Origin of the sequence: Ideonella alba, assembly GCF_018069845.1 — a bacterium.
In the GTDB taxonomy this organism is placed as follows: Bacteria; Pseudomonadota; Gammaproteobacteria; order Burkholderiales; family Burkholderiaceae_C; genus Ideonella; species Ideonella alba.
The window spans coordinates 314669-338568 of sequence record NZ_JAGQDD010000001.1; the positions used below are offsets into that span (position 1 = coordinate 314669).

The window sequence follows — 23900 nt, forward strand, 5'->3', positions numbered from 1 at the left end:
TTCAGCGCGCCCGGGCGCGGCACAATGGCCGGAAGTGCGCTGCCCTGGGGCGCCTGTTTCGCGCGCCACACCGATGAACGACCTTGACGCCACCATCCACCACCTGCGCCTGACGCTGAGTCAGCTGGACGCCGGCGAGATCAGCCCCGAGGCCGTGTGCGCACGCTTTCGGCTGGCGGCGCTGCAGTGGAACGGCCTGCCGCAGCGCTATGCGCAGGTGCTGGAGCGGCTGCTGCAGCCGCTGGACACCGCGGTGATGCTGGGCGAGGAGAGCTGCTCCTTCAGCCGCTCCGACCTGGTGCAGGCACTGGGGCAGTGGCTGGACCACGCGGCGCAACTGCCGCGCTGAGCGTCTGACCTGGCCGCGCCGGCCAGCGGTAAGTGTCAGGCCTGGTCGTTGCCGGCGCCCTGCAGCCGCGAGACCACGAACAGCAGCACCATCGCGCCCAGCACCGAAGCGATCCAGCCGGCCTTGTCCCCGGCCACGTAAAAGCCCGCCACCTGACCGGCAAAGCTGGCCAGGAAGGAGCCCGCCACGCCCAGCAGGCTGGTCATGATCCAGCCCATGCGCTGGTCGCCGGGCAGCAGCAGGCGCGCCACCGCGCCCACCACCAGCCCCACCAGCAGCGTCATCAGGATGTTCGTCATCGTGTTGTCCTCGCCTTGCGATGTTCAACCCGACACCCTAGCGGGCCGGGCGAGCGGCGTGAAAACGATCGACATCGCCTTGCGGCAGACCCGGCGCGGCAGTGGCGCCAGGGCGACTGGGGCGCCAAATCCTGCTCAGCCCAGCAGCAGGCGCAGCGCCTCGGGCAGCGTGCGCGCCTGGGGCAGCCAGTGATGCAGCAGGGCGCCGGCCACGGCCACACCCCCGGCCAGGCCCAGCATCGGGGCGGTGGTGCGGCGCAGCGCGTGCATCAGCCAGCCCTCGCGCCGGGCGCGCCAGGCCAGCGCACCCCCCATCGAGGCGAAGGCCAGCTCCACCGCCACGCCCAGCAGCACGTCCACGCCGAACAGGCCGAAGACCGCGAAGCCCAGCGCTGCGGCCAGTGACAGCGCCACGCCGACGACCACCAGCAGCGGCACGGCCTCGTCGGCCTCGCCCAGCGTGCCCAGCGCATCGAGGGCGCCGGAGGCCGCGTCGTCGGCCGCTTCGGACACCGCGCTGCCCGGTACCCGCGGCAGGCCGCGGCCGGCCGCACGGGCGCCCGCAGCCACCAGGTCGGCGGCACCATCGACCAGGTCGGCGCCGTCCACCAGATCGCCCAGGTCGGCGCTGTCGCGCGACAGCAGCCAGCGCCCCCAGGCCCACAGCAGCCCCAGGTACAGCGGCCAGGTCAGCAGCACCGCGGCCAGCGGCCGCCAGGCCAGCGACTCGACCCCGGCGCGCCGCAGCAGCGCCGACACGCCCCAGCACAGCGCGGTGGTCAGCGCCGCCAGCAGCAGCACATGCAGGCGCAGCCAGCGGCGCTGCTGCAGGTCGGCGCGGGTGGCCTGCTCGAAGCCGTCGGGGTCGCGGTGCCAGGGCCGGCGCGCCATCGCTGCGCGCGCCTCAGAGCGGCTCGGCGTGGATGGGCACGCGCGGCGCGACTGCGCACATCAGCTCGTAGCCGATGGTGCCGGCGGCGCGCGCCACCTCGTCGATGTCCAGCCGCGTGCCGCGCGGGCCCTGGCCCCACAGCGTCACTTCGCTGCCGAGCTGCGCCGCCGGCACCGGCTCCAGGTCCACCGCCAGCATGTCCATCGACACCCGGCCGATGCTGCGGGTGCGCAGCCCGTCGACCAGCACCGGCGTGCCGGTGCCGGCATGGCGCGGGTAGCCGTCGGCGTAGCCGCAGGCGACGATGCCGATGCGCATCGGCACCTCGGCGGTGAAGGCGCTGCCGTAGCCCACCGTGTCGCCCGGCTGCAGGTGCTGGATGCCGATCAGGCGCGAGCGCAGCGTCATCGCCGGCTGCAGGCGCCAGTGGGCGGCGTCGTGCTCGGGGTAATCGGGCACGCCGCCGTAGCTCATGATGCCGGCGCGCACCCAGTCGGCGCGCACGCCGGCACGTTCCAGGTGGCGCAGCGTGGCGGCGCTGTTGGCCAGGCTGCGCTCGCCGGGCAGGTCATGGGTGGCCTCGTCCCAGGCGGCCAGCTGGTGGGCGATGCCGTCGCCGCCGTGGCGGCTGGCATCGGCGTCCGAGAAGTGGGTCATCAGCGAGACCTCGTCCACCTGCGGCAGCGCATTCAGGCGCGCCCAGGCGGCGCGGAAGGCGCGCGGCGTGAAGCCCAGGCGGTTCATGCCGCTGTTGAGCTTCAGGAACACCCGGTGCGGCTGGTGGGTCTTGTGCGCGGCCAGCCAGTCGATCTGCTGCTCGCAGTGCACCGCATGCCACAGGTTCAGGCGCGAGCACAGCTCCAGGTCGCGCGGCTCGAACACGCCTTCGAGCAGCAGGATCGGGCCGCGCCAGTCCAGCGCGCGCAGGCGCTCGGCCTCGGCCAGATCCAGCAGCGCGAAACCGTCGGCGGCGCGCAGGCCCTCGAAGGCGCGCTCGATGCCGTGACCGTAGGCATTGGCCTTGACCACCGCCCAGACGCGGGCATCGCCGGCCTGTTCGCGGGCGCGGGCCAGGTTGTGGGCCAGGGCGGCGGTGTGGACGAGGGCTTCGATCGGGCGGGGCATGGCCGGGCGGGGAAAAAAGGGGTGTCGGGACAGGGGGGCGCCGGGCAGTGTGCCAGAGGGTGGGGCGTGATTTCCTCGGTTCGGTGCGGGTCTGGCGCACCCGGCTGGTGCCCCGGCTGGGGTAAATTCGCGGTTTCCGGCCCGCCTGCCGGGCCGCTGGCCGTCTTGCAGCGGCCGCCCGCGCGGGGTCGACGCCACCGCCGCCATGGACGTCTTCAACGCGCTGCTTCCCCTCTTCACCGAATACGGCTACCTGGCGGTTTTCACCATGCTGCTGATCTGCGGCTTCGGTGTTCCCGTGCCTGAGGACGTGACCCTGGTGACCGGCGGCGTGATCGCCGGCCTGGGCTATGCCGACCCCCACACGATGTTCGCGGTGGGCATGGCCGGCGTGCTGATCGGCGACGGCCTGGTCTTCACCGTCGGCCGCTTCCAGGGCGCCAAGGTGATGCGCTGGCCCTTCTTCCGCCGCGTGCTGACGCCCGAGCGCTTCGAGCTGGCGCAGCGCGCCTTCGCCAAGTACGGCCGCTGGGTGATGTTCGTCGCCCGCTTCCTGCCCGGGCTGCGCACGCCGGTGTTCTTCACCGCCGGCATGAGCCACCGCGTGGGCTTCGGCACCTGGTTCCTGATGGACGGCCTGGCCGCGCTGATCAGCGTGCCGATCTGGGTCTACCTGGGCTATTTCGGGGCGCGCAACTGGGACTGGATGTGGCGCATGGTGCACAACTTCCAGTACGGCATCTTCGGTCTGCTGGGCGTGGTGCTCGTGGTCGTGGGCGTGGTCTGGTGGCGCCGCCGCCAGCGCGAGCGGCAGCTCTGACAGTGCCGCACGGTGCGCTCCAGCCCGCCGCCGTCGGCGGGCTGCTGTTCAATGCCATGACCTGGGGCCTGTCGTGGTGGCCGATGCGCCAGCTGCACGACGCCGGTCTGCACCCGCTGTGGGCCACCGCCATCATCTTTGCCGTCGCGTCGGCCGCGATCAGCTGGCGCAGCCCCGGGGCCTGGCGCGAGCTGGCCGGCTCGCCGCCGCTGTGGGGCATCCTGCTGGCGGCCGGCACCACCAACGCCAGCTTCAACTGGGGCGTCACCGCGGGCGACGTGGTGCGGGTGATCCTGCTGTTCTACGTGATGCCGCTGTGGGCGGTGGTGCTGGCGCGCCTGGTGCTGCATGAGCCGATCACGCGCAGCGCAGTGCTGCGCGTGGCCCTGGGGCTGGCCGGCGCGGCCACCGTGCTGTGGCCCACCGAGCCCGGCCGCGCGCTGGCGGTGGCGCCGGTCGACCTGCTGGGTCTGCTGGGCGGCTTCAGTTTCGCGGTCAACAACATCCTGCTGCGGCGCGAGGCGCACCGCAGTGGCGGCGGCCGCGGCCTGGCGATGTTCGTCGGCGGCTGCCTGGTCTCCACCGTGCTGGCGCTGACGCTGCAGGCCCCGCCGCCGCCGCCGCCGGGCCCCTGGCTGGCTGGCGCGGTGGCGATGGGCGGCGTTTTCCTGGCCAGCAACCTGGCGCTGCAGTACGGCGTGTCGCGCCTGAAGGCCAACGTGACCGCGGTGATCATGCTGACCGAGGTGCTGTGGGCCAGCGGCTCGGCGCTGCTGCTGGGCGCCGGCGTGCTGACGCCGCAACTGCTGATCGGCGGTGGCCTGATCCTGGGCGCGGCGGCGCTGGCGGCGCTGCGGCCCTGACGGGGATTTGGCTTCGGCGCTAGCATCGGGGCCCTGCCCTGCGGAGCGCGACATGCCCAGCCTCTACGACTTCGACGCCACCGACATCAACGGCAAGCCGGTGAAGCTGGCCGACTACCGCGGCCGCGTGCTGCTGATCGTCAACACCGCCAGCGCCTGCGGCTTCACGCCGCAGTTCAAGGGCCTGCAGGCGCTGTGGGAGCGCTACGGCGAGCGGGGCCTGACGGTGCTGGGCTTTCCCAGCAACGAGTTCGGCGGTCAGGACCCGGGCAGCAATGACGAGATCTCGTCCTTCTGCGAGCTGAACTACGGTGTCAGCTTCCCGATGATGGCCAAGGTCGAGGTCAACGGCAGCGGCGCGCACCCGCTGTGGCAGTACCTGAAGAAGGCCAAGCCGGGCCTGCTGGGCAGCGAGGCCATCAAGTGGAACTTCACCAAGTTCCTGATCGGCCGGGACGGCGCGGTGCTGGCGCGCTACGCGCCGCAGGACACCCCCGAGAAGATCGCCACCGACATCGAAGCGGCGCTCTGAGCGGACCGCCCGGACAGCGACTCGGCCCGATGAGCCCGCTGTTCCTGGAGCTGCACCGGATCGATCCCGGCGCACTGGCCCGCGAGGCCGCGCTGGGCCTGCTGGCGCAGCCGGCGGCGGTGTCGCCCAAGTTCTTCTACGACGCGCTGGGCTCGCGCCTCTTCGAGGCGATCACCGCGCTCGACGAGTACTACCCCACCCGCACCGAGGCGGCGATCTTCGAGCGCCACGGCGCCGCGATCGCGGCGGCGGTGCACGCGCGCCTGGGCCCGCGGCCGGTGATCATCGAGCCCGGCGCCGGCAGCTGCCGCAAGGCCGCGTCGCTGTTCGGGGTGCTGCGGCCGCGGCGCTTTGTGGCGCTGGACATCTCGGTCGACTACCTGCGCGAGGCGCTGCGGGCGCTGCAGCCGGCCCACCCGGCGCTGGCACTGGTGGGCGTGGGCCTGGACTTCTCGGCCCGCCTGGCGCTGCCGCCCGAGGCGCTGGGCACCGATGCCGGGCCGTCGCTGGTCTTCTACCCAGGATCGAGCATCGGCAACTTCGCGCCCGAGCAGGCGCTGCGCCTGCTGCGCGAGGCGCGTGCGCTCAGCCAGGGCGGGGCGCTGCTGATCGGCGTCGACCGCGTCAAGGCCATCCCGGTGCTGGAAGCGGCCTACGACGACGCGCTGGGCGTGACCGCGGCCTTCAACCTGAACCTGCTGCGCCACCTGAACCGGGTGCTGGGCAGCAACTTCCGGCTGGACGACTGGCGCCACGTGGCCTTCTACGACGCGGCCGCCTCGCGCATCGAGATGCACCTCGAGGCCCGCCTCGCCACCACCGTGCACTGGCCCGGCGGCGAGCGCCGCTTCGCCGCCGGCGAGCGCCTGCTGACCGAGCATTCCTACAAGTGGACGCCCGAGGCGTTCGACGCGCTGCTGCACGACGCGGGCTACCGCAGCTGCCAGCACTGTAGCGACGACGCAGGCTGGTTCTCGGTGGTGCTGGCGGCTTGATCAGAACAGCGTCGTCAGCGCCAGCCAGCCCTCGGGCAACCAGGCGTTGACGCGGGCTTCCAGCCACTTGTCGCCGCCGGTCAGGATCAGCACGCCCATGCCGCCCAGCAGCAGTGCAAAGGCGTTCTTGACCAGGCCGATGCGCCCCAGCACCCAGCCGCGCACGCGCTGGAAGCCGGCCCGCGAGGCATAAGCCACCGCCACCAGCGGGATCGCCGCCCCCAGGCCGAAGGCACCCAGGATCAGGCCGCCGCGCGCCACACCGCCCTCGCTGGCCACCAGCGTCAGCGCCGAGGCCAGCAGCGGGCCGGAGCAGGGGCTCCAGACCAGGCCCAGCACGGCGCCCAGGCCGAAGGCGCTGGCCAGCGAGCCGCCCGACAGGCGCGATGAAGCCGCATTGGCGCCACTGGCCAGCGGCGCCATCAGCTGCGTGAAGCGCTCGTTCCAGGCGGGGATCAGCATCACCAGCGCGAAGCCGATCAGCAGCCAGGCGCCGGCCACCCGCACCACATCGCCATCCAGGCCCAGGGCCGGGCCCGCGGCGCCCAGCAGCATGCCGATGCCGGCAAAGGCGCTGGCCATGCCCAGGCCCAGCGCCACCGGCGCCAGCCGACTGGCCTGCAGCGCGCCGCCCAGCACCAAGGGCAACAGTGGGAACACGCAGGGGCTGAGTGTGGTCAGGCTGCCGGCGGCCAGGCTCAGGCCGAGTTCAGGCAAGGACAGCATCGCTGACCAATCAGAGCGCGGCCTGCAGCGCGGCGCGGATCTTGTCGGGCGCGGTCTCGCCGGCGATGCGGGCCTTTTCGGTGGCACCGCGGTAGACGATGACGGTGGACTGGGTGCGCACCTGCAGCGCCTTGCGCAGGTCCTTCTCGTTGTCGTAGTTGACGACCAGCACGGTCAGCTTCAGCGCCGGGTCGGCCTTCAGCTGCTTCAGCACCGTGGTCTGCTGGCGGCAGGTGGGGCACCAGTCGGCATGGAAGTGCAGGGCCACCGGCTGGCCGGCCTGCTGGGCCGCGGCCAGGGCCTGGGCGGTGTAGGGCAGGGTCTCCAGCGCCTGGGCCAGCGGGGCCAGGGTGGACAGGGCGGCAGCGAACAGGCTGCCCAGCAGCCAGCGGCGGTTCATCATGGGGACTCCTTCGATCGGTGGACACAGCTCCGGCCGACGGCCGGTGATTCCCCTCTGTCGCACGAGCGGGGCGATTCCTTACAGCTGGGCGAGGCGCTTCGGTGATACTGGCCGCCGATCGAGCTTCCACCGGGCCGAGCGTGCCGCCGCTGTCCACCGAACCGCCGTCTCCCGCCGACGCCGCCACGCTGCTGCAGCGCCTGCGCGCCGTGCGCGCGCAGACCGAGGCGCTGGCCGCGCCGCTCAGCGAGGCCGATGCGCAGGCGCAGAGCATGCCCGACGCCAGCCCGGCCAAGTGGCACCTGGCGCACACCACCTGGTTCTTCGAGACCCTGGTGCTGGAAGCCGCCGAGCCTGGCTTCCGGCCCCACCACCCGGCCTACCGCGTGCTGTTCAACAGCTACTACCAGGCCATCGGCCCGCAGCATGCGCGCGCCGAGCGCGGCCTGATCACCCGCCCCGGGCTGGCCGAGGTGCGGGCCTACCGCGCGGCGGTGGACGAGCGCCTGGCGCGGCTGCTGCTGCAGCAGCCCGAGCGCGTCAGCGCCGGCCTGGTCGAGCTGGGCCTGCACCACGAACAGCAGCACCAGGAACTGCTGCTGACCGACCTGAAGCACCTGCTGTCGGCCAACCCGCTGCGCCCGGCGTACCGTGATGCGCCGCCGCGGCCCGCGACGGCGGCCGAGCAGGCGATGGGCTGGCTGGTCTGCGACGGCGGCCGGGTGGACATCGGCCACGACGGCACCGGCTTCGGCTTCGACAACGAGGACCCGCGCCACCCGCACTGGCTGGCGCCGCACGCGCTGGCCGACCGCCTGGTCAGCGTGGCCGAGTACGCCGCCTTCATCACCGATGGCGGCTACCGCAGCCCGCGCTGGTGGCTGTCCGACGGCTGGGCCTGGGTGCAGCGCAGCGGTGCCCAGGCCCCGCTGTACTGGGAGGGCCCGGCGCCCGGCGACGGCCTGTTCACGCTGCATGGCGTGCAGCAGCCCGACCCCGCCGAGCCGGTGCTGCACCTGAACCTGTTTGAGGCCGATGCCTATACCCGCTGGGCCGCCGCGCAGACCGGCCTGCCGCTGCGCCTGCCCACCGAGCAGGAGTGGGAGCACGCCGCGCGCCGCCTGCACGCCGACCCCGAACGCCGCGCGCTGCGCGACCCCGCTGCGCAGTGGCTGCATGCCAGTGCGGCCGGGGCCGACGGTGGCCTGCGCCAGGCCTTCGGCGAGGCCTGGCAATGGACCGCCAGCGCCTATGCCGCCTACCCCGGCTACCGGCCTTGGGGCGGCGCGGTGGGCGAATACAACGGCAAGTTCATGGCCAACCAGTCGGTGCTGCGCGGCGCCTCGTTCGCCACGCCCGGGGGCCACGGCCGCGCCAGCTACCGCAACTTCTTCCCGGCCGAGGCGCGCTGGCAGTTCACCGGCCTGCGGCTGGCGCGCGACCTGCGCTGACGCCCATCCGGGACAATCGCGCGATGACCGACATGCTCCCGACCTCCCTGGAAGAACCCCGCCTGACCTCGCTCTCGCACGGCGGGGGCTGCGGCTGCAAGATCGCTCCGGGTGTGCTGTCCGAGATCCTGCGCGGCACCGCAGCGATGCCGCTGCCGCCCGAGCTGCTGGTGGGCATCGAGACCGCGGACGACGCCGCCGTCTACCGCCTGAACGACGAGCAGGCGCTGATTGCCACCACCGACTTCTTCATGCCCATCGTCGACGACCCGTTCGACTTTGGCCGCATTGCCGCCACCAACGCGATCAGCGATGTGTACGCGATGGGCGGCCGGCCGATCCTGGCGCTGGCGCTGGTGGGCATGCCGATCGGCCGCCTCAGCACCGCCACCATCGGCCGCATCCTGGAAGGCGGCGCCAGCGTCTGCCGTGCCGCCGGCATTCCGGTGGCCGGCGGCCACACGATCGACTCGGTCGAGGCCATCTACGGCCTGGTGGCGCTGGGCCTGGTGCACCCGGCGCGCGTCAAGCGCAACGCCGACGCGCGCGAGGGCGACCTGCTGGTGCTGGGCAAGCCGCTGGGCGTGGGCGTGATGAGCGCGGCGCTGAAGAAGGGCGCGCTCGACGCCGAGGGCTACGCCCGCATGATCGCCAGCACCACCGCGCTGAACACCCCGGGCCCCGACCTGGCGCAGATCGACGGCGTGCACGCGATCACCGACGTCACCGGCTTCGGCCTGGCCGGCCACGGCCTGGAGATGGCGCGCGGCGCCGGCCTGCAGGCGCAGATCGACTGGCGCGCGGTGCCGCTGCACCCGGGCGTGCGGGCGCTGGCTGAGCAGGGCTTCGTCACCGGCGCGTCGGGCCGCAACTGGGCCGGCTACGGCGCCGAGGTGAGCCTGCCCGCCAACTTTGCCGAGGTCGACCGCGCGCTGCTGACCGACCCGCAGACCAGCGGCGGCCTGCTGGTGGCCTGCGCCCCGGAGGCGCTGGACGCGGTGCAGGCGGTGTTCGCCCGCCACGGCTTTGCGCAGGCCGCGGTGGTGGGGCGGATGGCGGCGGGGCAGGGCCTGGCGCTCAGCGCCTGAACAGGAAGGCCAACGGGATGTGCACCCGCTCGGCCCAGGCGGTTTCGTTGTGGCCGGTGCCGGGGAAGACCCGGCTCAGGTAGTTGGCGTCGGTGTAGCCGCGCGCGCGCACCAGCGCATCCACCGGCGGCTGGTAGGGTGGGTACAGCGCGTCCAGCTCGGTCGTGCCGTGGTCCTGGTACAGCCGGTGCGTGGCCGGGTCGGGCAGGTGCTCGCGCAGGTAGGCACGGGCCGCGCCGGGCAGGTCCTCGTTGGGCTGGAAGATGCCGATCCAGTGGGTGGACAGGCCTGCCGCGGCGCCGAAGACCTGGGGGTACTCGCACAGCGCATAGACCGAGATCAGCCCGCCCATGCTGGAGCCCATCACCGCGGTATGCGCAGGGCCGGTGTGGGTGGCGTAGCGGGCGTCGATCAGCGGCTTGAGCTCCTCGACCAGGAAGCGCAGGTAGGCGTCGGACTGCGGCTGGCCGTGCAGCGCCTCGGCGACGAAGCGCGCGCGGAAGGCCTCGGGCAGGTGCGGCAGGAACTTCTGCGGCAGGTACTCGCTGTGGCGCCAGCGGCCGTTGTTCCACACCGCCACCAGGATCACCGGCGGCATCTGGCCCTCGGCCACCAGACGGGTGACGGCGCGGTCGATCGCCCAGGCCTGGTGGTTCCAGGTGGTGGCGGCGTCGAACTGCATCTGGCCGTCGTGCAGGTAGAGCACCGCGAAGCGCTCACCGCGGGCGACACGGGCGTCGTAGTCGTCGGGCAGCCAGACGTCGACCGGGCGCGCATCCACGTGGCGCGAGGCAATGGTGGGCAGGCGCTCCAGCCGGCCGTGGCTGGGGCGGGGCAGGGCGGGTGCAGGGGCAGGCTGGGCCAGGGCGGGCAGGCTCATCGCGAGCAGGCTGGTGAGGAAGTGGCGGCGCATGGGGCGGTCAGTCGGGCAGCAGCCAGAGCGTGCCATAGCGGCGCTGCACGCGGCCCTGGGATTCCAACTGAGACAGCAGGGTGTTGACGCGCTGGCGCGAGAGCCCGGCCAGCTCGGCCAGTGCCTGCTGGGTGGTGCGCAGCGGCACCGCGCCGTGCCCGTCGGGGGCGGGCGCCTGCTCGCGGCGCAGCTGGGCCAGGGCCAGCGTCAGCCGCTCCATGCCGCCCTGCAGCCGGGCGGCGGCCAGCTGCTGCACCGTGCCGTCGTGGCGCCGCGCAAACTCGCGCAGCAGTGCGCGGCCGAAACCGGGCACCGTGTCCATCAGCAGCGCGTAGACGGCGGCGTCGATGCACAGCAGCCGCGTGGCTGCGGCGGCCACCGCCTCGTAGCTGGACGGCGCGCCGGTGGCCAGGCTGGTCAGGCCGAAGAGCTGGCCGGCCCCGACATGCTCGATCACCGACACCCCGCCATCCGCCGCCAGCAGGCGGATCTCCAGCGCCCCCGACAGCACGCCGTACAGCGGGTGGCCGCTGGCGCCCTGCGGCACGATCACCGCGCCGCGCGCCACCCGGCGGCTGCGCAGCAGCGGCGCCAGCGCGGCCGGCCAGCGCAGGCCGGGGAAGTGGCTGTCCAGGAAGCGGCGGGCGTCGTCGTCCATCGTGCTCAATTGTCCAACGTTGGACAATCTGGTGGGACGCTGGCCGCTAGCCTTGTGAACCATGCACGACGACGACCTCCACCGCCCCCTGGCTGACCACCCCGACGCCGCGCTGTACGAGCGCTGCGGCTTCGACGAATTCCAGGAAGAGCCGCTGTACCAGCAGCTGTGCCGACGTGTGGCGCGCCGGCCCGCGCTGCTCGCGCTGCATGACGCTGCGCCACCCACCCAGCGCCGCGCCACGCTGCTGCTGGCCGCGCTGCACGAGCGCGTGCTGGCCGATGGCCGGCCGCTGGGCCTGGGGGCCTGGTACGCCAGCGTGGGTGGCACGCGTTCGCCCGAGGACCCGGCGCTGGGCGCGGCGCTCGATGTCTTTGTGCGGCAGCACCACCACGCGCTGACCGACACCCTGGCGCGCCGCCACACGCAGACCAACGAGGTCGGCCGCTGCAGCGTGCTGTGGCCGGCCCTGGCGCAGGTGGCGGCGCTCAGCGGCCGCACGCGGCTGGCGCTGTTCGACTTCGGCTGCAGCGCCGGCCTGAACCTGCAGGTCGATGCCTGCCACATCCGCTACCAGGGCGTCGACGGCGTGCACGAGTGCGGCAGCACCGCCGACGGCGTGCTGCGCCTGGATGCCCGCCACCACGGCCCCGTGCCGCCCACCGCGCCGGCCTGGCAGCTCGACGCCCGCCTGGGCGTGGACCTGCAGCCGGTGGACCTGGCCGACCCCCACGCGCTGCGCTGGCTGCGCGCCTGCCTGTGGCCGCGCGACCGCGACCGCGACACCCGTCTGCAGGCCGCCGCCGCACTGGCGCGGCGGCGGCCGTTCCCGGTTGAGCGCTGCGACGACGGCCTGGCCCGGCTGAACCGCTGGCTGGACACGCTGCCGCCCGGCGTGCAGCCGGTGCTGCTGCACAGCTGGGTGCTGGCCTACTTCGACGCCCCGGCACTGGCCCGCTTTGCGGCGCAGGCCGAGACGCTGGTTCGCCAGCGCGGCCTGGCCTGGCTGTCGGCCGAGGATGCGCGCTGCACGCAGGCGCTTGGCGGCATCACGCTGCCCACCGACCCGGTGCCCGGCGAGGCCCGCGCCGACCCGGCGGCGCAGACTTTCTGGCGCCTGCGCTGGGGCCAGCAGACGGCGTTGCTCGCGCGCAGCCATCCGCATGGCGCGTGGCTGCAGTGGTGGGCGGTCAACCCGCCCGCCAGCCAGGCCGTTGGCCCTGGATGACAATCACACGCAGGGCGTCGCTGGCCACCCTGGCCAGCCTGGGTGCCGTGTCCGCGCAGGCGGGCCTGGTGGACTGGTTCAACGGCGTGCGTGTCGATGCGCGCATCGACCTGCCGCCGCTGGACTGGTTGGCGGCGCCGCCTCCACCCGGCGGCACGATGACGCTGTGGTACTTCTGGGCCACATGGTGCGAGCCCTGCCGTCAGACGCTGCCGCTGCTCAACACCTGGCTGACGCGCTATCCGGCGCTGCGCATCGTTGCGGTGACCGACGAGCCGGCGGCCACCGTGCGCAGCTTCGCCGAACGCGTGCCGCTGCAGATGGCGGTGGCGCTGGACCCCCAGCGCGCCCTGCTGGGCCCGCTGGGCATCCGCGCGCTGCCTTACGCGATGCTGCTGGATCGCGGCCAGGTGGTGCGCTGGAAGGGCCAGCCCAAGGCGCTGGAGCCGGCGCAGTTGCACGCCTGGCTCGCCCAGGGCTGATCAGGCCTCGTGCGGCGCAAACGCGCGCAGCCGGTGCCCATCCGGGTCGGCCACGGTGCAGGTGTGGCCGAAGTCCATGTCGGTGGGCGGCTGCAGCACCTGCAGGCCCTGCGCGGCCCACTGGGCATGCAGCGCGCCCACCTCGGCGCGGCTGGCCAGCGTGATCGTCAGCTCGCTGCCGCCGGGGGCAGCGGCGGCGGGCTGCACGTCGGGCGCCTTCCACAGGCCGATCTGCAGGCCGCCGGGCAGCACGAACATCGCGAAACCGGGCGAGGCCTCGACCGGCTTCAGCGCGAGTCGCTCGCCCCACCAGCGGGCGCTGGCCAGCGGATCGGCGACATAGAGGATGGTGGTGCTCGGGTGGGTCATGGGGATCTCCGTTGAAGAGCCACCATGCTCGCGCCGGGCCGTGTCAGATTCCGTCAGCAGTGATGCCCTGCTCGGCGCGCCACTCGGCCAGCAGCGTGGCGCGGCGGCGCGGGTAGCGTTCGGTCAAGTCGTCCACGGTGCTGATGCGGTCGGTGCGGAAATGGCGCAGCGCGCCACGCAGCTCGCACCAGGCGACCAGCACCTGCACGCGGTCGAAGAAGCCCAGCGCCAGCGGCCAGACCACGCGCTGGCTGGTCTCGCCGTGGACATCGCGGTAGCCGATGCGCAGCCGGTGCTCGGCGCGGATCGCGCGGCGCAGCGTGGCCAGGGCCTCAGGGTCCTGCTCGGCGGGCGTGGCCGGGCCCACCAGCAGGCCGCTGTGCTCCACCGCCATGCGCCGCTCGGGCGGCAGCACGGCGCTGATCTTGGCCAGCGCGTCACGCGCGGCGGCGGCCAGTGCCGGATCGGCCCGGTCGGCCACCCAGCGGCAGCCCAGCACCAGGGCGTCCAGCTCATCGGCACCAAACATCAGCGGCGGCAGCAGGAAGCCGTCGCGCAGCTGGTAGCCCAGGCCGGGCGCGCCGTCGATGGCCGCGCCCTGCGCCTGCAGCGTGGCGATGTCGCGGTACAGCGTGCGCAGGCTGATGCCCAGCTCGGCGGCGATGGCCAAGCCGGTCAGCGGGCGGCGGTGGCGGCGCAGCAGCTGCAGCAGATCCAGCAGGCGTGCGGCGCGGCTCATGGGCCGGAAACGGCGATGGGCGGAGTCATCCGCCCATCGTACGCATTCGGTCGTGCCTCAGTGGCGCATCAGGCGCCACGGCAGCCAGATCAGCGCCGCCAGCCAGACGAAGGGCCAGGAGATCAGCATCCCCAGCAGCCGAAACGGCAGCGTGATCAGCCACACCAGCGGCCACAGCACCAGCGCCAGCAGGGCCAGCGGCCAGCACAGCACGAACAGCAGGCACCACAGCAGAAAGCTCAGCATGGCCGCGCTCCTCAGGCGATCTGTGCCGACGGCGGCAGCGGGCGCTCCGCCAGCGGCACCAGGAACCAGGCCAGCAGGTAGAGCACGAAGCCGGTACCGCCGCACAGCGCCAGGCCCAGGAAGACCAGACGCCAGATCCACGAGGCCAGGCCGGTGGCCACCGCCAGCCCGCCGCAGACGCCGCCCAGCCAGCGGTCATCGCGGTGGCGGCGCAGGCCATTGAGGCCGCGGCTGACCTGGCCGGCCACCGAGGGGCCGGCGATCAGCTGCGCCTTGGCGCGGGCGTACTCGTCGTCACTCAGCTGGCCCTCGGCATGCAGGCGGGCCAGGCGTTCCAGGTCGTCGGGCAGGGACATTGCGTTCTCCTTGGGGTGGTCCATCACTCGATGACTGCACTGTGCGCCTGTCGCGGCGGCGGCGCCAGCCCCGGGCGACGAAGGGCGGTCCCGGCGGGACGAAACGCCGCTGGCGGCGATAATCCGGGCCCCCTTCCTCTCTTCGAGCCCACCATGTTCGCGCACATCGAGCCCTACGGCGGCGACCCGATCCTCACCCTCAACGAGAACTTCCAGAAGGACCCGCGCGAGGGCAAGATCAACCTGTCGATCGGCATCTACTTCGACGATGCCGGTCGCATCCCGGTGATGGCCTGCGTGAAGGAGGCCGAGGCGCGCATTGCCGCCCAGGTCGGCCCCAAGCCCTACCTGCCGATGGAAGGCCTGGCGGCCTTCCGCTCGGGCGTGCAGACGCTGCTGTTCGGCGCCGGCCACCCGGCGCTGGCCGAGCGGCACGTCACCACCATCCAGACCGTGGGCTCGTCCGGTGGTCTGAAGGTGGGCGCCGACTTCATCGCCCGCTGGTTCCCCGGCAGCGGCATCTGGGTCAGCGACCCCACCTGGGACAACCACAAGGCGGTCTTCGAGGGGGCCGGCCTGACAGTGGGCACCTACCCCTACTACGACGCCGCCACCGGCGGTCTGCGCTTCGAGGCGATGTGCGAAGCGCTGCGTGCACTGCCCGCGAAGAGCGTGGTGCTGCTGCACGCCTGCTGCCACAACCCCACCGGCGTCGACCTCACCGCCGCGCAGTGGGACGCGCTGATCCCGCTGCTCAGGGAGCGCGGCCTGATCGCCTTCCTGGACCTGGCCTACCAGGGCTTTGGCGACAGCGTCGATGACGACGCCTACGCGGTGCGCGCGCTGGCCGCCTCGGGCCTGTCCTTCTTCGTGGCCAACTCGTTCAGCAAGAGCCTGTCGGTCTATGGCGAGCGCTGCGGCGCCCTCAGCGTGGTCTGCCCCGATGCGGCCCAGGCCGAGCTGGTGCTGGGCCAGCTCAAGGCCACGGTCCGCCGCAACTACTCCAACCCGCCGCTGCACGCCGGCCTGCTGGTGGCCAGCATCCTGAACACGCCGGAGCTGCACGCGATGTGGGTGGCCGAACTGGATGGCATGCGCGCACGCATCAAGACCATGCGTGAGCGCCTGCACGCGGTGGTCAGCTCCAAGGTGCCGGGCCGCGACTTCAGCTACTTCCTGACCCAGCGCGGCATGTTCAGCTACACCGGCCTGAGCGCGGCCCAGGTCGACCGCCTGCGCGAGGAGTTCGGCGTCTACCTGGTGCGCTCGGGCCGCATGTGCGTGGCGGGGCTGAACACCGGCAACGTCGAGCGCACGGCCCAGGCGATGGCGGCGGTGCTGGCGGTTTGATCCGCGTCAGACCGGCGTTAAGAGGGGCCTAAGCCCCCTTGGCCACCATGGGCACCATCGCTTCCCGATGGAGTGCCCATGTTCAAGCCCCTGATCCTTGCCGCCCTGCTGGGCGGCGCCCTGGCGGCCCAGGCCGCCACCCCCGCCGAGCTGCTGGCCGGCTACACCGCCCAGGCCGGCACGCCGGCCCAGGCCGCGCGCGGCCAGGCCTTCTTCACCAGCAAGCACGGCAAGGAATGGTCGTGCAGCAGCTGCCATGGCGCCACGCCCACCGGCACCGGCCAGCACGCCAGCACCTCCAAGGCGATCAAGCCGCTGGCGCCGTCGGCCAATGCCGAGCGCTTCACCGAGCTGGCCAAGTCCGAGAAGTGGTTCCGCCGCAACTGCAACGACGTGGTCGGCCGCGAGTGCACCGCCGGTGAGAAGGCCGACGTGCTGGCCTGGCTGCTGACGCTGAAGTGAGGAGCCCGGCCATGATCAAGACCTGGATCACCACCGCCGCGCTGGCCCTGAGCGCCCTGTCGGCGCTGGCCGACGAGCACGGCTCCCGCACCCCGCCGCTGCCGGCCTACCAGTCCGAGTGCGGCAGCTGCCACGTGGCCTTCCCGGCGCGCGGCCTGCCGGCCTCGTCCTGGCAGCACCTGATGGGTGGCCTGGGCAAGCACTACGGCACCGATGCGTCGCTGGACGCGCCCACCGCCAAGGCGATCGGCGACTGGCTGCAGGCCAACGCCGGCCGCGGCGATCCGCCGCCCGAGGACCGCATGACCCGCAGCCGCTGGTTCGTGCGCGAGCACGACGAGGCCGGCCCCGGCGTGTTCCAGCGCGCCTCGATCAAATCGGCCAGCAACTGCGCCGCCTGCCACACCCGCGCCGCCGAAGGCAGCTTCCGCGAGCGCGAGATCCGCATCCCGAAATAAGGAGCCTGCGATGGACACCTCCATGAGCCGCGTGCGCGTCTGGGACGTGCCGGTGCGCGTCTTCCACTGGCTGCTGGTGCTGAGCTTCGCCGGCGCCTGGCTCAGCGCCGAGAGCGAGCGCTGGCGCCTGCTGCATGTGACGCTGGGCTACACCGTGGCCGGGCTGGTGGCCTTCCGCGTGGTGTGGGGCCTGGTGGGCACCAAGCCGGCGCGCTTTGCCAGCTTCGTGCGTGGGCCGGCGGCGGTGCTGGCCTACCTGAAAGGCCTGCTGGCCGGCCGCGCGCCGCACACCACCGGCCACAACCCGGCGGGGGCGCTGGCCATCGTCGGCCTGCTGGCGCTGGCCGTACTGACCACCGCGCTGGGCTGGGCCACCTACAACGAACTGGGCGGCGATGTGGCCGAAGAGGGCCACGAACTGGCCGCCAACCTGATGCTGCTGCTGGTGGGCGTGCACCTGCTGGGTGTGCTGGTGGGCAGCCTGGCGCACCGCGAGAACCTGGTGCGCGCGATGTTCACCGGCCGCAAGAACGGCCGGCCTGAAGAGGCGGCGCAACGTGCCTGGGCGCCGCTGGGGGCTGTCCTGCTGGTGGCGGTGCTGGGCTTCTGGACCTGGCAGTGGAACAGCGCCCCGCAGCCGGGGGCGTCGTGGCAGACTGCGTCGGTCGGCGCGCCCGCGGCCACCGGTCCGCTGGCGGCCTTGAAGTCCCTGCTGGGCGACGATGACGACGATGACGAGGAAGGTCACTGATGCGCATCCTGCTGGTCGAGGATGACCCCCTGCTGGGCGACGGCCTGCGCGCCGGCCTGCGCCAGCAGGGCTTCCAGGTCGATTGGGTGCGCGACGGCCTGGCCGGCGAGCGCGAGCTGCGCAGCGGCGCCTACACCGCCGCCGTGCTGGACCTGGGCCTGCCCGGCCTGGACGGCATGGAGGTGCTGCGCCAGACCCGCGCCGCCGGCGGCCACCTGCCGGTGCTGGTGCTGACCGCGCGCGACGCCATCGACGACCGCATCCGCGGCCTCGACGGCGGTGCCGACGACTACGTCGTCAAGCCGGTCGACCTGCACGAACTCGGCGCGCGCCTGCGCGCGCTGGTGCGCCGCGCCCACGGCCAGGTGCAGGAACAGCTGCAGGCCCAGGGCGTGGCGCTGGACCCGGCGGCGCGCACGGTGACGCTGGACGGCGAGCCGGTGGCGCTGTCGATGCGCGAGTTCGACCTGCTGCAGGCGCTGATGCTGGGCGCCGGGCGCGTGCTCTCGCGCGAGCAGCTCGAGCAGAGCCTGTACAGCTGGGGCCAGGAGGTGGAGAGCAACGCGGTGGAGGTGCACATCCACCACCTGCGCAAGAAGCTGCGCCCGGAGCTGATCACCACCGTGCGCGGCGTGGGCTACACCATCACCCGCACGCCGCCGGCATGACGGCACGTTCGCTGCAGCTGCGCCTGGCGCTGCGCACGCTGGCCATGGTCGGCGGGCTGTGGCTGCTGGCCGCGCTGTGGACCGCCTGGGACGCACGCCACGAATTGGACGAGCTGTTCGACGCCCACCTGTCGCAATCGGCCGCGCTGCTGGTGGCACAGCAGTCGGGCGGACACGGCGATGACGACGGCGAGGCCATCGAACACGCACTGGGTGGGGGCCGCAAGGGCCACCCCTACGAGCGCAAGGTCGCCTTCCAGGTCTGGCACGAGGGCCGCCTGGGCGCCCATTCGCCGAACGCCGACGGGGCGCCGCTGTCCACGCTGAGCGAAGGCTTCGAGACCATCCAGTACCGCGGCGCCACCTGGCGCCTGTTTGCCGCCAACGGCGCCGAGGACGACGTGCAGGTCTACGTGGCCGAGCAGGAGGAGGTGCGGCTGGACGTGCTGTGGCCGGTGCTGCAGGGCACCTTCGGGCCGCTGCTGCTGGTGCTGCCGCTGGTGGCGCTGTCGGTGTGGTGGTCGGTGCGCCAGGGCCTGGCGCCGCTGCGCGAGCTGGGCGAGGTGCTGCGGCAGCGCGCGCCGCAGCAGCTCTCGCCGGTGGCCCTGTCCGATCCGGCACCGACCGAGCTGCAGGCGCCGCTGGACGCGCTCAACGCGCTGCTGGAGCGCACCGGCCGGCTGATCGATGGCGAGCGCCGCTTCACCGCCGACGCGGCCCATGAGCTGCGCACGCCGATCGCCATCGTCCGCACCCAGGCCCAGGTGGCGCTGGGCGCCACCGACGACGCCGAGCGCCGCCACGCGCTGCAGTCCACGATCGCCGGTTGCGACCGCGCGGTCCACCTGGTGCAGCAGTTGCTGACGCTGGCGCGCCTGGACGGCAGCGCCGGCCAGCGCGCCGCCAGCGTGCACGACGGCGCGGTGATGGCGCGGCGGCTGCTGGGCGAGCTGGCGCCGCAGGCGCTGGCGCGGGGCCAGACGCTGGAACTGGACGCCCCCGATCACTGCGCGCTGGCGATGGACGAGGCCCTGGCGGCGATGCTGCTGCGCAACCTGGTCGACAACGCGCTGCGCTACAGCCCCGATGGCGCCACCGTGCAGGTGACGATCCAGGCCGGCCCGGACGGCGCACGCTGGACCGTGGAGGACAGCGGCCCGGGCCTGTCCGAGGCCGACCAGGCGCGGCTGGGCGAGCGCTTCTTCCGTGCTGGCGCCACCCAGGACCAGGCGGGCAGCGGCCTGGGCTGGTCGATCGTGCGGCGCATCGCCCAGGCGGGCGGGCTGGGCATCACGCTGGGCCGCTCGGCGCGGCTGGGCGGGTTGTCGGTGCAGGTGGCCTGGCCGCCCGCGGCCTGATCACTGCGGGCCCGGCGCCTGCGCCACCTGCTGGCGCAGCCAGGCCTGGGCGGGCACCGCGTCCAGCCGCATGTGCCACAGCATCGCCACCTGGATCGGTTGCAGCGAGAACGGCAGCTCGCAGGTCAGCAATTCGTCCGGCACGCCGGTGGCACCCAGGAAGGACACCGGCAGCACCGTCAGCAGGTCGGAGCCGGCCACCACCTGGCCGGCGGTGTAGAACTGGTTGACCGTCAGCACGATGCGCCGACGCCGGCCCAACGCCAGCAGCGCCTGGTCGACGAAGCCGTGCGGCCGGCCCGAGAAACTCACCAGCAGGTGCTGCGCGGCGCAGTAGGCGTCCAGGTCCAGCGGCCGCCCGGCCAGCGGGTGGCCGCGGCGCATCACGCACACATAGCGGCTCTCGTAGAGCTGCTGGTGGCGCAGCGTGGCGGTGTCGCCCTCGGCCACCAGGCCGGTGATCGCGTCGGGGAAATGGCCCACCGCCAGGTCGGCGTCGCCGCGCGCCAGCAGCGCCCGCGGGTCGCGCGTGGTCAGCGGCAGCACGCGGAAGTTGACCGCCGCGCCGCTGCGCTCGACGGTGGCGATCAGGTGCGGCATCAGCAGCACCGCGGTGGCGTCGACCATCGCCAGGCGGAAGTTGACCGGGTCGGCCACCGGGTCGAAGTCCTGCGGCGCCAGCGCCTGCTGCAGCCCCGCCAGCGCCGCGCGCACCTGTGGCCACAGGGCCTGGGCGCGCGCCGTGGGCTGCATGCCGCGCGCACCGCGCTCGAACAGGGTCTCGCCCAGGGCGTCGTGCAGGCGGCGCAGCGCGTGGCTGGCGGCGGGCTGGGTCATCGCCAGGCGGCTGGCGGCGCGGGTCAGGCTGCCCTCGGCCATCAGGGTGTCGAACACACGCAAGAGGTTCAGGTCCAGCGTGCGGAAATTGGCCTGGGGACGAGACATGCCTGAAATTTATATCTGACTTGAAGAATATTCAGTCGACAAACACTGGTGGTAACCCTAGGATTGCACCCCATGAGCCTGCACCCGTCCCCTCTGGCCCGCCCCCGCGCCGCGTCGCTGCGACAAGTCATCGCCGCGTGGCTGCGCGGCTGGCCGTGGCGACTGCGCAGTGCGCCGGTCGGTTACCGCTGACCCATTCCCCTGGCTCGCGGGACGCGGCGAGCCGCTTGATCGGACACCCCGAAGGAGCATTCCATGGCTGCCATCACCTCCCAGACCTTCCATCCCGCCCCCACCCTGGGCATGCCGCGCGGCGCGCGCATCGCCGCCACCGCCTTCCTGGCGCTGCTGTCGGGCATCTCGCGTCACCTGGCCCACCAGGTCACCGCGCCGCGCCGCCGCAGCCGCTCGGACGAAGCCGCCGAGGTGCGCGAAATGGCCCGTCACTGGGAACATTCCGACCCCGGCTTCGCCGCCGACCTGTACGCCGCCGCCGCCCGCCACGAGGGCCTGGACGACTGATCGTCCGGTCGCCGCGCCGCACTGACGGCCGGCCGCGTTTTTGAGGCACCATCGGGCCTGTCGCCCTGACGGGCGCTCCGATGGGGCCGATGACCGCACTGCACGCGATTCCCGCGGCCGAACTGGCGCCGCTGTACCGCCGGCGCACCTTGTCGCCGGTGGAGGTCACCCAGGCGGTGCTGGACCGCATCGCCGCCTGTGATCGGCGCATCGCCGCCACCTGGGCGCTGGACCCCGAGGCCGCGCTGACGCAGGCCCGCGCCAGCGAGTTGCGCTGGGCGCGCCGCGCGCCGCTGGGGCCGCTGGACGGCGTGCCGGTCACGCTGAAGGAAAACATCGCCTCGCGCGGTGTGCCGCAGCCGCTGGGCTGCGCCGCCTCGCTGCTCAACCCCGCCCGCGAAGACGCCCCGCCCACCGCGCGCCTGCGTGAGGCCGGCGCGGTCTTCGTGGCCCGCACCACCATGCCCGACTGGGGCATGCTCAGCTCGGGCCTGTCCAGCTTTCACCGCCTGACCCGCAACCCCTGGGACCTGCGCCGCAACCCGGGCGGCTCCAGCGCCGGCGCGGGCGCTGCCGCCGCGATGGGCTACGGACCGATCCACCTGGGCACCGACATCGGCGGCTCGATCCGCCTGCCCGCCGGCTGGTGCGGCGTGGTGGGCCTCAAGCCCAGCCTGGGCCGCATCCCGATCAAGCCGCCGTACATCGGCCGCGTGGCCGGCCCGCTGACGCGCACCGTCACCGACTGCGCGCTGGCGATGAGCGTGCTCAGCCGCCCCGACTGGCGCGATGCCAGCAGCCTGCCGCCCGCCGACATCGACTGGCTGGACCTGCAGCGCCCGCTCAAGGGCCTGCGCCTGGGCGTGCTGCTCGATGCCGGCTGGGGCGACCCGCTGCAGCCCGAGGTGCGCGACGCGGTGATGCTGGCCGCGCTGCTGTTCGCCGCCGAGGGCGCCGAGCTGGTGGAGCTCAAACCCATGTCCACCCGCGCCATGGTCGACGGCCTGGACCGCTTCTGGCGCATGCGCTCGTGGCTGGACTACGCCGCGTTGCCGCCCGAGCGCCAGGCCAAGGTGCTGCCCTACATCCGCCGCTGGATCGAGCGCGGCGCGCAGATGAGCGGCGAGGAGGTCTTCCGCGGCTTCAGCCAGATCGCTGCGCTGCGCGACGCGGCGATCGCCGCCACGCACGGTGTGGACTATGTGCTCTCACCGGTCAGCCCCGACGTCGCCTTTGGGGCTACCAAAGCCAGCCCGCTGAACGACCCCGAGCGGCCCTTCGAGCACATCGCCTACACGCTGCCCTACAACATGAGCGAGCAGCCGGCGATCTCGGTGCCCGCGGGCCATGACCGCCGCGGCCTGCCGATCGGACTGCAGATCGCCGGACGGCGCCATGACGACATCGGTGTGCTGCGCCTGGCCCGCGCCTGGGAGCAGATCCGCCCGCCGCTGCGCGACTGGCCCGAGCTGCCCGCGGCTTAAGATCACGCCATGAGCGCGCCCGCGGACCCGGCCCAGTTGCGCGACCAGCGCGACCAGCGGCTGGGCACGGCCTCGCGCGCTGCCGCCGACGCGGCCGAGACCGCGCTGTGGCGCCTGGTCAGCCAGATCGGCTCGCCCGAGGAGGCGCTGGACCAGGCCTGTGCGGCCGACCCGGCCTGGGCCTGGCCGCCGCTGATGCGCGCCGGCCAGCGCCTGCTGCAGGCCGACGGCCGCCTGGACGACAGCACGCGCGCGGCGCTGGTGGCCGCCAGCCGCGGCATCGACGCCGCGCCGCCGCGCGAGCAGCGTCACCTGGCCGCGCTGCAGGCCTTGGCCGAGGGCCGCTGCGCAGCGGCCTGCCAGGTCTGGGACGACCTGCTGCTGGACCACCCGCACGATGCGCTGGCCCTGCTGTGGGCGCAGGCCTGGGACCTGCGCCGCGGCGAGCTGCCGCCCCTGCAGACGCGCCCTGCCGAGGTGCTGCCCGAGTGGTCGCCCGAGGACCCGCTGCACCCCCACCTGCTGGGCCTGTACGCCTTCGGCCTGCAGGAGAACCAGCGCGATGCCCAGGCCGAGGAAGTGGCCCGGCGGGCGCTGGCCCGCGAGCCCCAGGTGCCGCGCGCGGTGCTGGCGGTGGCCCATGTGATGGAGAGCCAGGGCCGCTTCGACGACGGCACCGCCTGGCTGCGCCAGCACCAGGCCGGCTGGGCCGACGACTCCGCGCTGGCCGCCCACCTGTGGTGGCACATGGGCCTGTTCCGGCTGGAGGCGCTGGACCTGTCCGGCGTGCACCGCCTGATCGACGCCCACCTCAGCGGCACCGCCCTGGTTGGCGATGCCGACCACCGCGATGCCGTCGCCCTGCTGTGGCGTCTGCATCTGCTGGGCGAGGACGTCGGCGCGCGCCTGGTGCAGCTGCTGGCGGCCTGGCCGGCCGACGAGGGCGAGGCCGGGCTGTGCGCCTTCCACGACCTGCACGTGCTGCTGTGCCTGCTGGGCGCCGACGAGCTGGTGCGGGCCGAGCGCTGGGTGGCGCGCGTCGCCGCCCGCGCGATGCAGGCCGAGGACGCCCGGCGCAGCAACCACGCGGTGACCCGCGAGGTGGCCCTGCCGGTGATGCGCGCGCTGCTGTCGATGGCCCGCGGTGACGCCGGCGCCGCCTGCAGCGCGCTGCGCGCCAGCCGCCCGCACTGGCCGCGCCTGGGCGGCAGCCGGTTGCAGCGCGACCTGCTCGAGCTGACCCTGATCGCTGCCGCTGCCCGCGCGCCGCAGCCGGCGCTGCACCGCGCGCTGCTCAACGCCCGCCGCCTGGCGCGCGCGGCGTCGCCGCTGCTGCGCCACCTGGAAGCGCACTGAGGGGCCCGCTGG

The 23900-nt window shown here is 73.4% G+C and carries 30 protein-coding genes; 18 read left to right on the forward strand and 12 right to left on the reverse strand.

Annotated features, from left to right (window positions below; genetic code table 11):
* Positions 1-73 precede the first annotated feature (73 nt).
* Positions 74-349, forward strand: coding sequence for a hypothetical protein (locus KAK03_RS01290; RefSeq protein ID WP_210851304.1), 276 nt, complete (start codon positions 74-76; stop codon positions 347-349).
* Positions 350-384: 35 nt separating this feature from the next.
* On the opposite strand, the gene KAK03_RS01295 is transcribed toward KAK03_RS01290, so the two are convergent.
* The 3 genes from KAK03_RS01295 to alr form a co-directional block, all read right to left on the reverse strand.
* A complete protein-coding gene (locus KAK03_RS01295) occupies positions 385-648 on the reverse strand; it encodes a GlsB/YeaQ/YmgE family stress response membrane protein (RefSeq protein WP_210851306.1) in 264 nt (87 codons plus the stop codon).
* Positions 649-783: 135 nt separating this feature from the next.
* Complete coding sequence (locus KAK03_RS01300) at positions 784-1539, reverse strand: hypothetical protein (RefSeq protein ID WP_210851308.1); 756 nt, start codon at positions 1537-1539, stop codon at positions 784-786.
* A gap of 13 nt (positions 1540-1552) precedes the next feature.
* The gene (gene alr / locus KAK03_RS01305; protein WP_210851310.1) at positions 1553-2665 is read right to left on the reverse strand and encodes an alanine racemase; all 1113 of its coding nucleotides are present in this window, start codon (positions 2663-2665) and stop codon (positions 1553-1555) included.
* Positions 2666-2870: 205 nt separating this feature from the next.
* On the opposite strand from alr, the gene KAK03_RS01310 reads away from it, so the two are divergent.
* From KAK03_RS01310 to egtD, 4 genes are read left to right on the forward strand one after another with little or no spacing between them, the layout of a single operon-like run.
* Positions 2871-3485, forward strand: coding sequence for a DedA family protein (locus KAK03_RS01310; protein WP_210851312.1), 615 nt, complete (start codon positions 2871-2873; stop codon positions 3483-3485).
* Between the two features lie 2 nt (positions 3486-3487).
* Positions 3488-4348, forward strand: coding sequence for a DMT family transporter (locus KAK03_RS01315; protein WP_310738434.1), 861 nt, complete (start codon positions 3488-3490; stop codon positions 4346-4348).
* A gap of 52 nt (positions 4349-4400) precedes the next feature.
* Positions 4401-4880: a glutathione peroxidase gene (locus KAK03_RS01320; RefSeq protein WP_210851316.1), complete on the forward strand. Its 480-nt coding sequence runs from the start codon at positions 4401-4403 to the stop codon at positions 4878-4880.
* A 29-nt stretch (positions 4881-4909) separates the two neighbouring features.
* Positions 4910-5875, forward strand: a complete 966-nt coding sequence (gene egtD, locus KAK03_RS01325; RefSeq protein WP_210851318.1) for an L-histidine N(alpha)-methyltransferase — start codon at positions 4910-4912, stop codon at positions 5873-5875.
* On the opposite strand, the gene KAK03_RS01330 is transcribed toward egtD, so the two are convergent.
* Together KAK03_RS01330 and KAK03_RS01335 are read right to left on the reverse strand one after the other, a co-directional pair.
* Positions 5876-6601 (reverse strand): cytochrome c biogenesis CcdA family protein, encoded by a 726-nt coding sequence (locus tag KAK03_RS01330; RefSeq protein ID WP_210851319.1) that lies wholly within the window; start codon positions 6599-6601, stop codon positions 5876-5878.
* A gap of 10 nt (positions 6602-6611) precedes the next feature.
* Positions 6612-7004: a thioredoxin family protein gene (locus KAK03_RS01335; protein WP_247660858.1), complete on the reverse strand. Its 393-nt coding sequence runs from the start codon at positions 7002-7004 to the stop codon at positions 6612-6614.
* Between the two features lie 149 nt (positions 7005-7153).
* On the opposite strand from KAK03_RS01335, the gene egtB reads away from it, so the two are divergent.
* Both egtB and selD read left to right on the forward strand, forming a co-directional pair.
* Entirely contained in the window at positions 7154-8455 is a 1302-nt protein-coding gene (gene egtB, locus KAK03_RS01340; RefSeq protein WP_210851808.1) for an ergothioneine biosynthesis protein EgtB, read from the forward strand.
* Positions 8456-8478: 23 nt separating this feature from the next.
* Complete coding sequence (gene selD, locus KAK03_RS01345) at positions 8479-9543, forward strand: selenide, water dikinase SelD (protein WP_210851320.1); 1065 nt, start codon at positions 8479-8481, stop codon at positions 9541-9543.
* Here the strand turns inward: selD and KAK03_RS01350 are convergent.
* Positions 9533-10456 carry an alpha/beta hydrolase gene (locus KAK03_RS01350; protein WP_210851321.1) on the reverse strand — a complete coding sequence of 308 codons (924 nt, stop codon included), beginning with the start codon at positions 10454-10456 and terminating at the stop codon, positions 9533-9535. The genes selD and KAK03_RS01350 overlap by 11 nt on opposite strands.
* 7 nt (positions 10457-10463) lie before the next feature.
* Entirely contained in the window at positions 10464-11114 is a 651-nt protein-coding gene (locus KAK03_RS01355; RefSeq protein WP_210851322.1) for a Crp/Fnr family transcriptional regulator, read from the reverse strand.
* Between the two features lie 61 nt (positions 11115-11175).
* Between KAK03_RS01355 and KAK03_RS01360 the strand changes: the two genes are divergently transcribed.
* Both KAK03_RS01360 and KAK03_RS01365 read left to right on the forward strand, forming a co-directional pair.
* Complete coding sequence (locus KAK03_RS01360) at positions 11176-12342, forward strand: DUF2332 domain-containing protein (protein ID WP_210851323.1); 1167 nt, start codon at positions 11176-11178, stop codon at positions 12340-12342.
* Entirely contained in the window at positions 12339-12824 is a 486-nt protein-coding gene (locus KAK03_RS01365) for a TlpA family protein disulfide reductase (RefSeq protein ID WP_210851324.1), read from the forward strand. The genes KAK03_RS01360 and KAK03_RS01365 overlap by 4 nt, the downstream gene beginning before the upstream one ends.
* Here the strand turns inward: KAK03_RS01365 and KAK03_RS01370 are convergent, their stop codons facing one another.
* The 4 genes from KAK03_RS01370 to KAK03_RS01385 are packed head-to-tail and all read right to left on the reverse strand — an operon-like array spanning position 12825 to position 14534.
* Positions 12825-13193 carry a VOC family protein gene (locus KAK03_RS01370; RefSeq protein WP_210851325.1) on the reverse strand — a complete coding sequence of 123 codons (369 nt, stop codon included), beginning with the start codon at positions 13191-13193 and terminating at the stop codon, positions 12825-12827.
* Positions 13194-13236: 43 nt separating this feature from the next.
* Positions 13237-13932: a helix-turn-helix transcriptional regulator gene (locus KAK03_RS01375; RefSeq protein ID WP_210851326.1), complete on the reverse strand. Its 696-nt coding sequence runs from the start codon at positions 13930-13932 to the stop codon at positions 13237-13239.
* Between the two features lie 57 nt (positions 13933-13989).
* Positions 13990-14178 carry a hypothetical protein gene (locus KAK03_RS01380; protein WP_210851328.1) on the reverse strand — a complete coding sequence of 63 codons (189 nt, stop codon included), beginning with the start codon at positions 14176-14178 and terminating at the stop codon, positions 13990-13992.
* Positions 14179-14189: 11 nt separating this feature from the next.
* The gene (locus tag KAK03_RS01385; protein WP_210851330.1) at positions 14190-14534 is read right to left on the reverse strand and encodes a PspC domain-containing protein; all 345 of its coding nucleotides are present in this window, start codon (positions 14532-14534) and stop codon (positions 14190-14192) included.
* Between the two features lie 153 nt (positions 14535-14687).
* On the opposite strand from KAK03_RS01385, the gene KAK03_RS01390 reads away from it, so the two are divergent.
* The 6 genes from KAK03_RS01390 (at position 14688) to KAK03_RS01415 (ending at position 19581) form a co-directional block, all read left to right on the forward strand.
* Positions 14688-15884: an amino acid aminotransferase gene (locus KAK03_RS01390; protein ID WP_210851332.1), complete on the forward strand. Its 1197-nt coding sequence runs from the start codon at positions 14688-14690 to the stop codon at positions 15882-15884.
* 78 nt (positions 15885-15962) lie between these two features.
* On the forward strand, positions 15963-16346 hold the full coding sequence (locus KAK03_RS01395) for a DUF1924 domain-containing protein (protein ID WP_210851334.1): 384 nt from the start codon (positions 15963-15965) through the stop codon (positions 16344-16346).
* Positions 16347-16357: 11 nt separating this feature from the next.
* Positions 16358-16804, forward strand: a complete 447-nt coding sequence (locus KAK03_RS01400) for a diheme cytochrome c (protein WP_210851336.1) — start codon at positions 16358-16360, stop codon at positions 16802-16804.
* A 10-nt stretch (positions 16805-16814) separates the two neighbouring features.
* A complete protein-coding gene (locus tag KAK03_RS01405; RefSeq protein WP_210851338.1) occupies positions 16815-17555 on the forward strand; it encodes a cytochrome b/b6 domain-containing protein in 741 nt (246 codons plus the stop codon).
* Positions 17555-18223: a response regulator gene (locus KAK03_RS01410; RefSeq protein ID WP_210851340.1), complete on the forward strand. Its 669-nt coding sequence runs from the start codon at positions 17555-17557 to the stop codon at positions 18221-18223. The genes KAK03_RS01405 and KAK03_RS01410 overlap by 1 nt, the downstream gene beginning before the upstream one ends.
* A complete protein-coding gene (locus tag KAK03_RS01415) occupies positions 18220-19581 on the forward strand; it encodes an ATP-binding protein (protein WP_210851342.1) in 1362 nt (453 codons plus the stop codon). Before KAK03_RS01410 ends, KAK03_RS01415 begins: the two co-directional genes overlap by 4 nt.
* Here KAK03_RS01415 and KAK03_RS01420 read toward each other — a convergent pair whose 3' ends face one another.
* Positions 19582-20526: a LysR family transcriptional regulator gene (locus tag KAK03_RS01420; RefSeq protein ID WP_210851344.1), complete on the reverse strand. Its 945-nt coding sequence runs from the start codon at positions 20524-20526 to the stop codon at positions 19582-19584.
* 255 nt (positions 20527-20781) lie between these two features.
* On the opposite strand from KAK03_RS01420, the gene KAK03_RS01425 reads away from it, so the two are divergent.
* The 3 genes from KAK03_RS01425 (at position 20782) to KAK03_RS01435 (ending at position 23888) form a co-directional block, all read left to right on the forward strand.
* Positions 20782-21048, forward strand: a complete 267-nt coding sequence (locus tag KAK03_RS01425) for a hypothetical protein (RefSeq protein WP_210851346.1) — start codon at positions 20782-20784, stop codon at positions 21046-21048.
* An 89-nt stretch (positions 21049-21137) separates the two neighbouring features.
* Positions 21138-22532, forward strand: a complete 1395-nt coding sequence (locus tag KAK03_RS01430) for an amidase (protein WP_210851348.1) — start codon at positions 21138-21140, stop codon at positions 22530-22532.
* Between the two features lie 9 nt (positions 22533-22541).
* The gene (locus KAK03_RS01435; protein WP_247660859.1) at positions 22542-23888 is read left to right on the forward strand and encodes a tetratricopeptide repeat protein; all 1347 of its coding nucleotides are present in this window, start codon (positions 22542-22544) and stop codon (positions 23886-23888) included.
* Positions 23889-23900 lie beyond the last annotated feature (12 nt).

Coding starts and splice junctions, on each gene's coding strand:
- KAK03_RS01290 (WP_210851304.1), top strand. CDS start 74: ATGAACGACCTTGACGCCACCATCCACCACCTGCGCCTGACGCTGAGT.
- KAK03_RS01295 (WP_210851306.1), bottom strand. CDS start 648: ATGACGAACATCCTGATGACGCTGCTGGTGGGGCTGGTGGTGGGCGCG.
- KAK03_RS01300 (WP_210851308.1), bottom strand. CDS start 1,539: ATGGCGCGCCGGCCCTGGCACCGCGACCCCGACGGCTTCGAGCAGGCC.
- alr (WP_210851310.1), bottom strand. CDS start 2,665: ATGCCCCGCCCGATCGAAGCCCTCGTCCACACCGCCGCCCTGGCCCAC.
- KAK03_RS01310 (WP_210851312.1), top strand. CDS start 2,871: ATGGACGTCTTCAACGCGCTGCTTCCCCTCTTCACCGAATACGGCTAC.
- KAK03_RS01320 (WP_210851316.1), top strand. CDS start 4,401: ATGCCCAGCCTCTACGACTTCGACGCCACCGACATCAACGGCAAGCCG.
- egtD (WP_210851318.1), top strand. CDS start 4,910: ATGAGCCCGCTGTTCCTGGAGCTGCACCGGATCGATCCCGGCGCACTG.
- KAK03_RS01330 (WP_210851319.1), bottom strand. CDS start 6,601: ATGCTGTCCTTGCCTGAACTCGGCCTGAGCCTGGCCGCCGGCAGCCTG.
- KAK03_RS01335 (WP_247660858.1), bottom strand. CDS start 7,004: ATGATGAACCGCCGCTGGCTGCTGGGCAGCCTGTTCGCTGCCGCCCTG.
- selD (WP_210851320.1), top strand. CDS start 8,479: ATGACCGACATGCTCCCGACCTCCCTGGAAGAACCCCGCCTGACCTCG.
- KAK03_RS01350 (WP_210851321.1), bottom strand. CDS start 10,456: ATGCGCCGCCACTTCCTCACCAGCCTGCTCGCGATGAGCCTGCCCGCC.
- KAK03_RS01355 (WP_210851322.1), bottom strand. CDS start 11,114: ATGGACGACGACGCCCGCCGCTTCCTGGACAGCCACTTCCCCGGCCTG.
- KAK03_RS01360 (WP_210851323.1), top strand. CDS start 11,176: ATGCACGACGACGACCTCCACCGCCCCCTGGCTGACCACCCCGACGCC.
- KAK03_RS01365 (WP_210851324.1), top strand. CDS start 12,339: ATGACAATCACACGCAGGGCGTCGCTGGCCACCCTGGCCAGCCTGGGT.
- KAK03_RS01370 (WP_210851325.1), bottom strand. CDS start 13,193: ATGACCCACCCGAGCACCACCATCCTCTATGTCGCCGATCCGCTGGCC.
- KAK03_RS01375 (WP_210851326.1), bottom strand. CDS start 13,932: ATGAGCCGCGCCGCACGCCTGCTGGATCTGCTGCAGCTGCTGCGCCGC.
- KAK03_RS01380 (WP_210851328.1), bottom strand. CDS start 14,178: ATGCTGAGCTTTCTGCTGTGGTGCCTGCTGTTCGTGCTGTGCTGGCCG.
- KAK03_RS01385 (WP_210851330.1), bottom strand. CDS start 14,534: ATGTCCCTGCCCGACGACCTGGAACGCCTGGCCCGCCTGCATGCCGAG.
- KAK03_RS01390 (WP_210851332.1), top strand. CDS start 14,688: ATGTTCGCGCACATCGAGCCCTACGGCGGCGACCCGATCCTCACCCTC.
- KAK03_RS01395 (WP_210851334.1), top strand. CDS start 15,963: ATGTTCAAGCCCCTGATCCTTGCCGCCCTGCTGGGCGGCGCCCTGGCG.
- KAK03_RS01400 (WP_210851336.1), top strand. CDS start 16,358: ATGATCAAGACCTGGATCACCACCGCCGCGCTGGCCCTGAGCGCCCTG.
- KAK03_RS01405 (WP_210851338.1), top strand. CDS start 16,815: ATGGACACCTCCATGAGCCGCGTGCGCGTCTGGGACGTGCCGGTGCGC.
- KAK03_RS01410 (WP_210851340.1), top strand. CDS start 17,555: ATGCGCATCCTGCTGGTCGAGGATGACCCCCTGCTGGGCGACGGCCTG.
- KAK03_RS01415 (WP_210851342.1), top strand. CDS start 18,220: ATGACGGCACGTTCGCTGCAGCTGCGCCTGGCGCTGCGCACGCTGGCC.
- KAK03_RS01420 (WP_210851344.1), bottom strand. CDS start 20,526: ATGTCTCGTCCCCAGGCCAATTTCCGCACGCTGGACCTGAACCTCTTG.
- KAK03_RS01425 (WP_210851346.1), top strand. CDS start 20,782: ATGGCTGCCATCACCTCCCAGACCTTCCATCCCGCCCCCACCCTGGGC.
- KAK03_RS01430 (WP_210851348.1), top strand. CDS start 21,138: ATGACCGCACTGCACGCGATTCCCGCGGCCGAACTGGCGCCGCTGTAC.
- KAK03_RS01435 (WP_247660859.1), top strand. CDS start 22,542: ATGAGCGCGCCCGCGGACCCGGCCCAGTTGCGCGACCAGCGCGACCAG.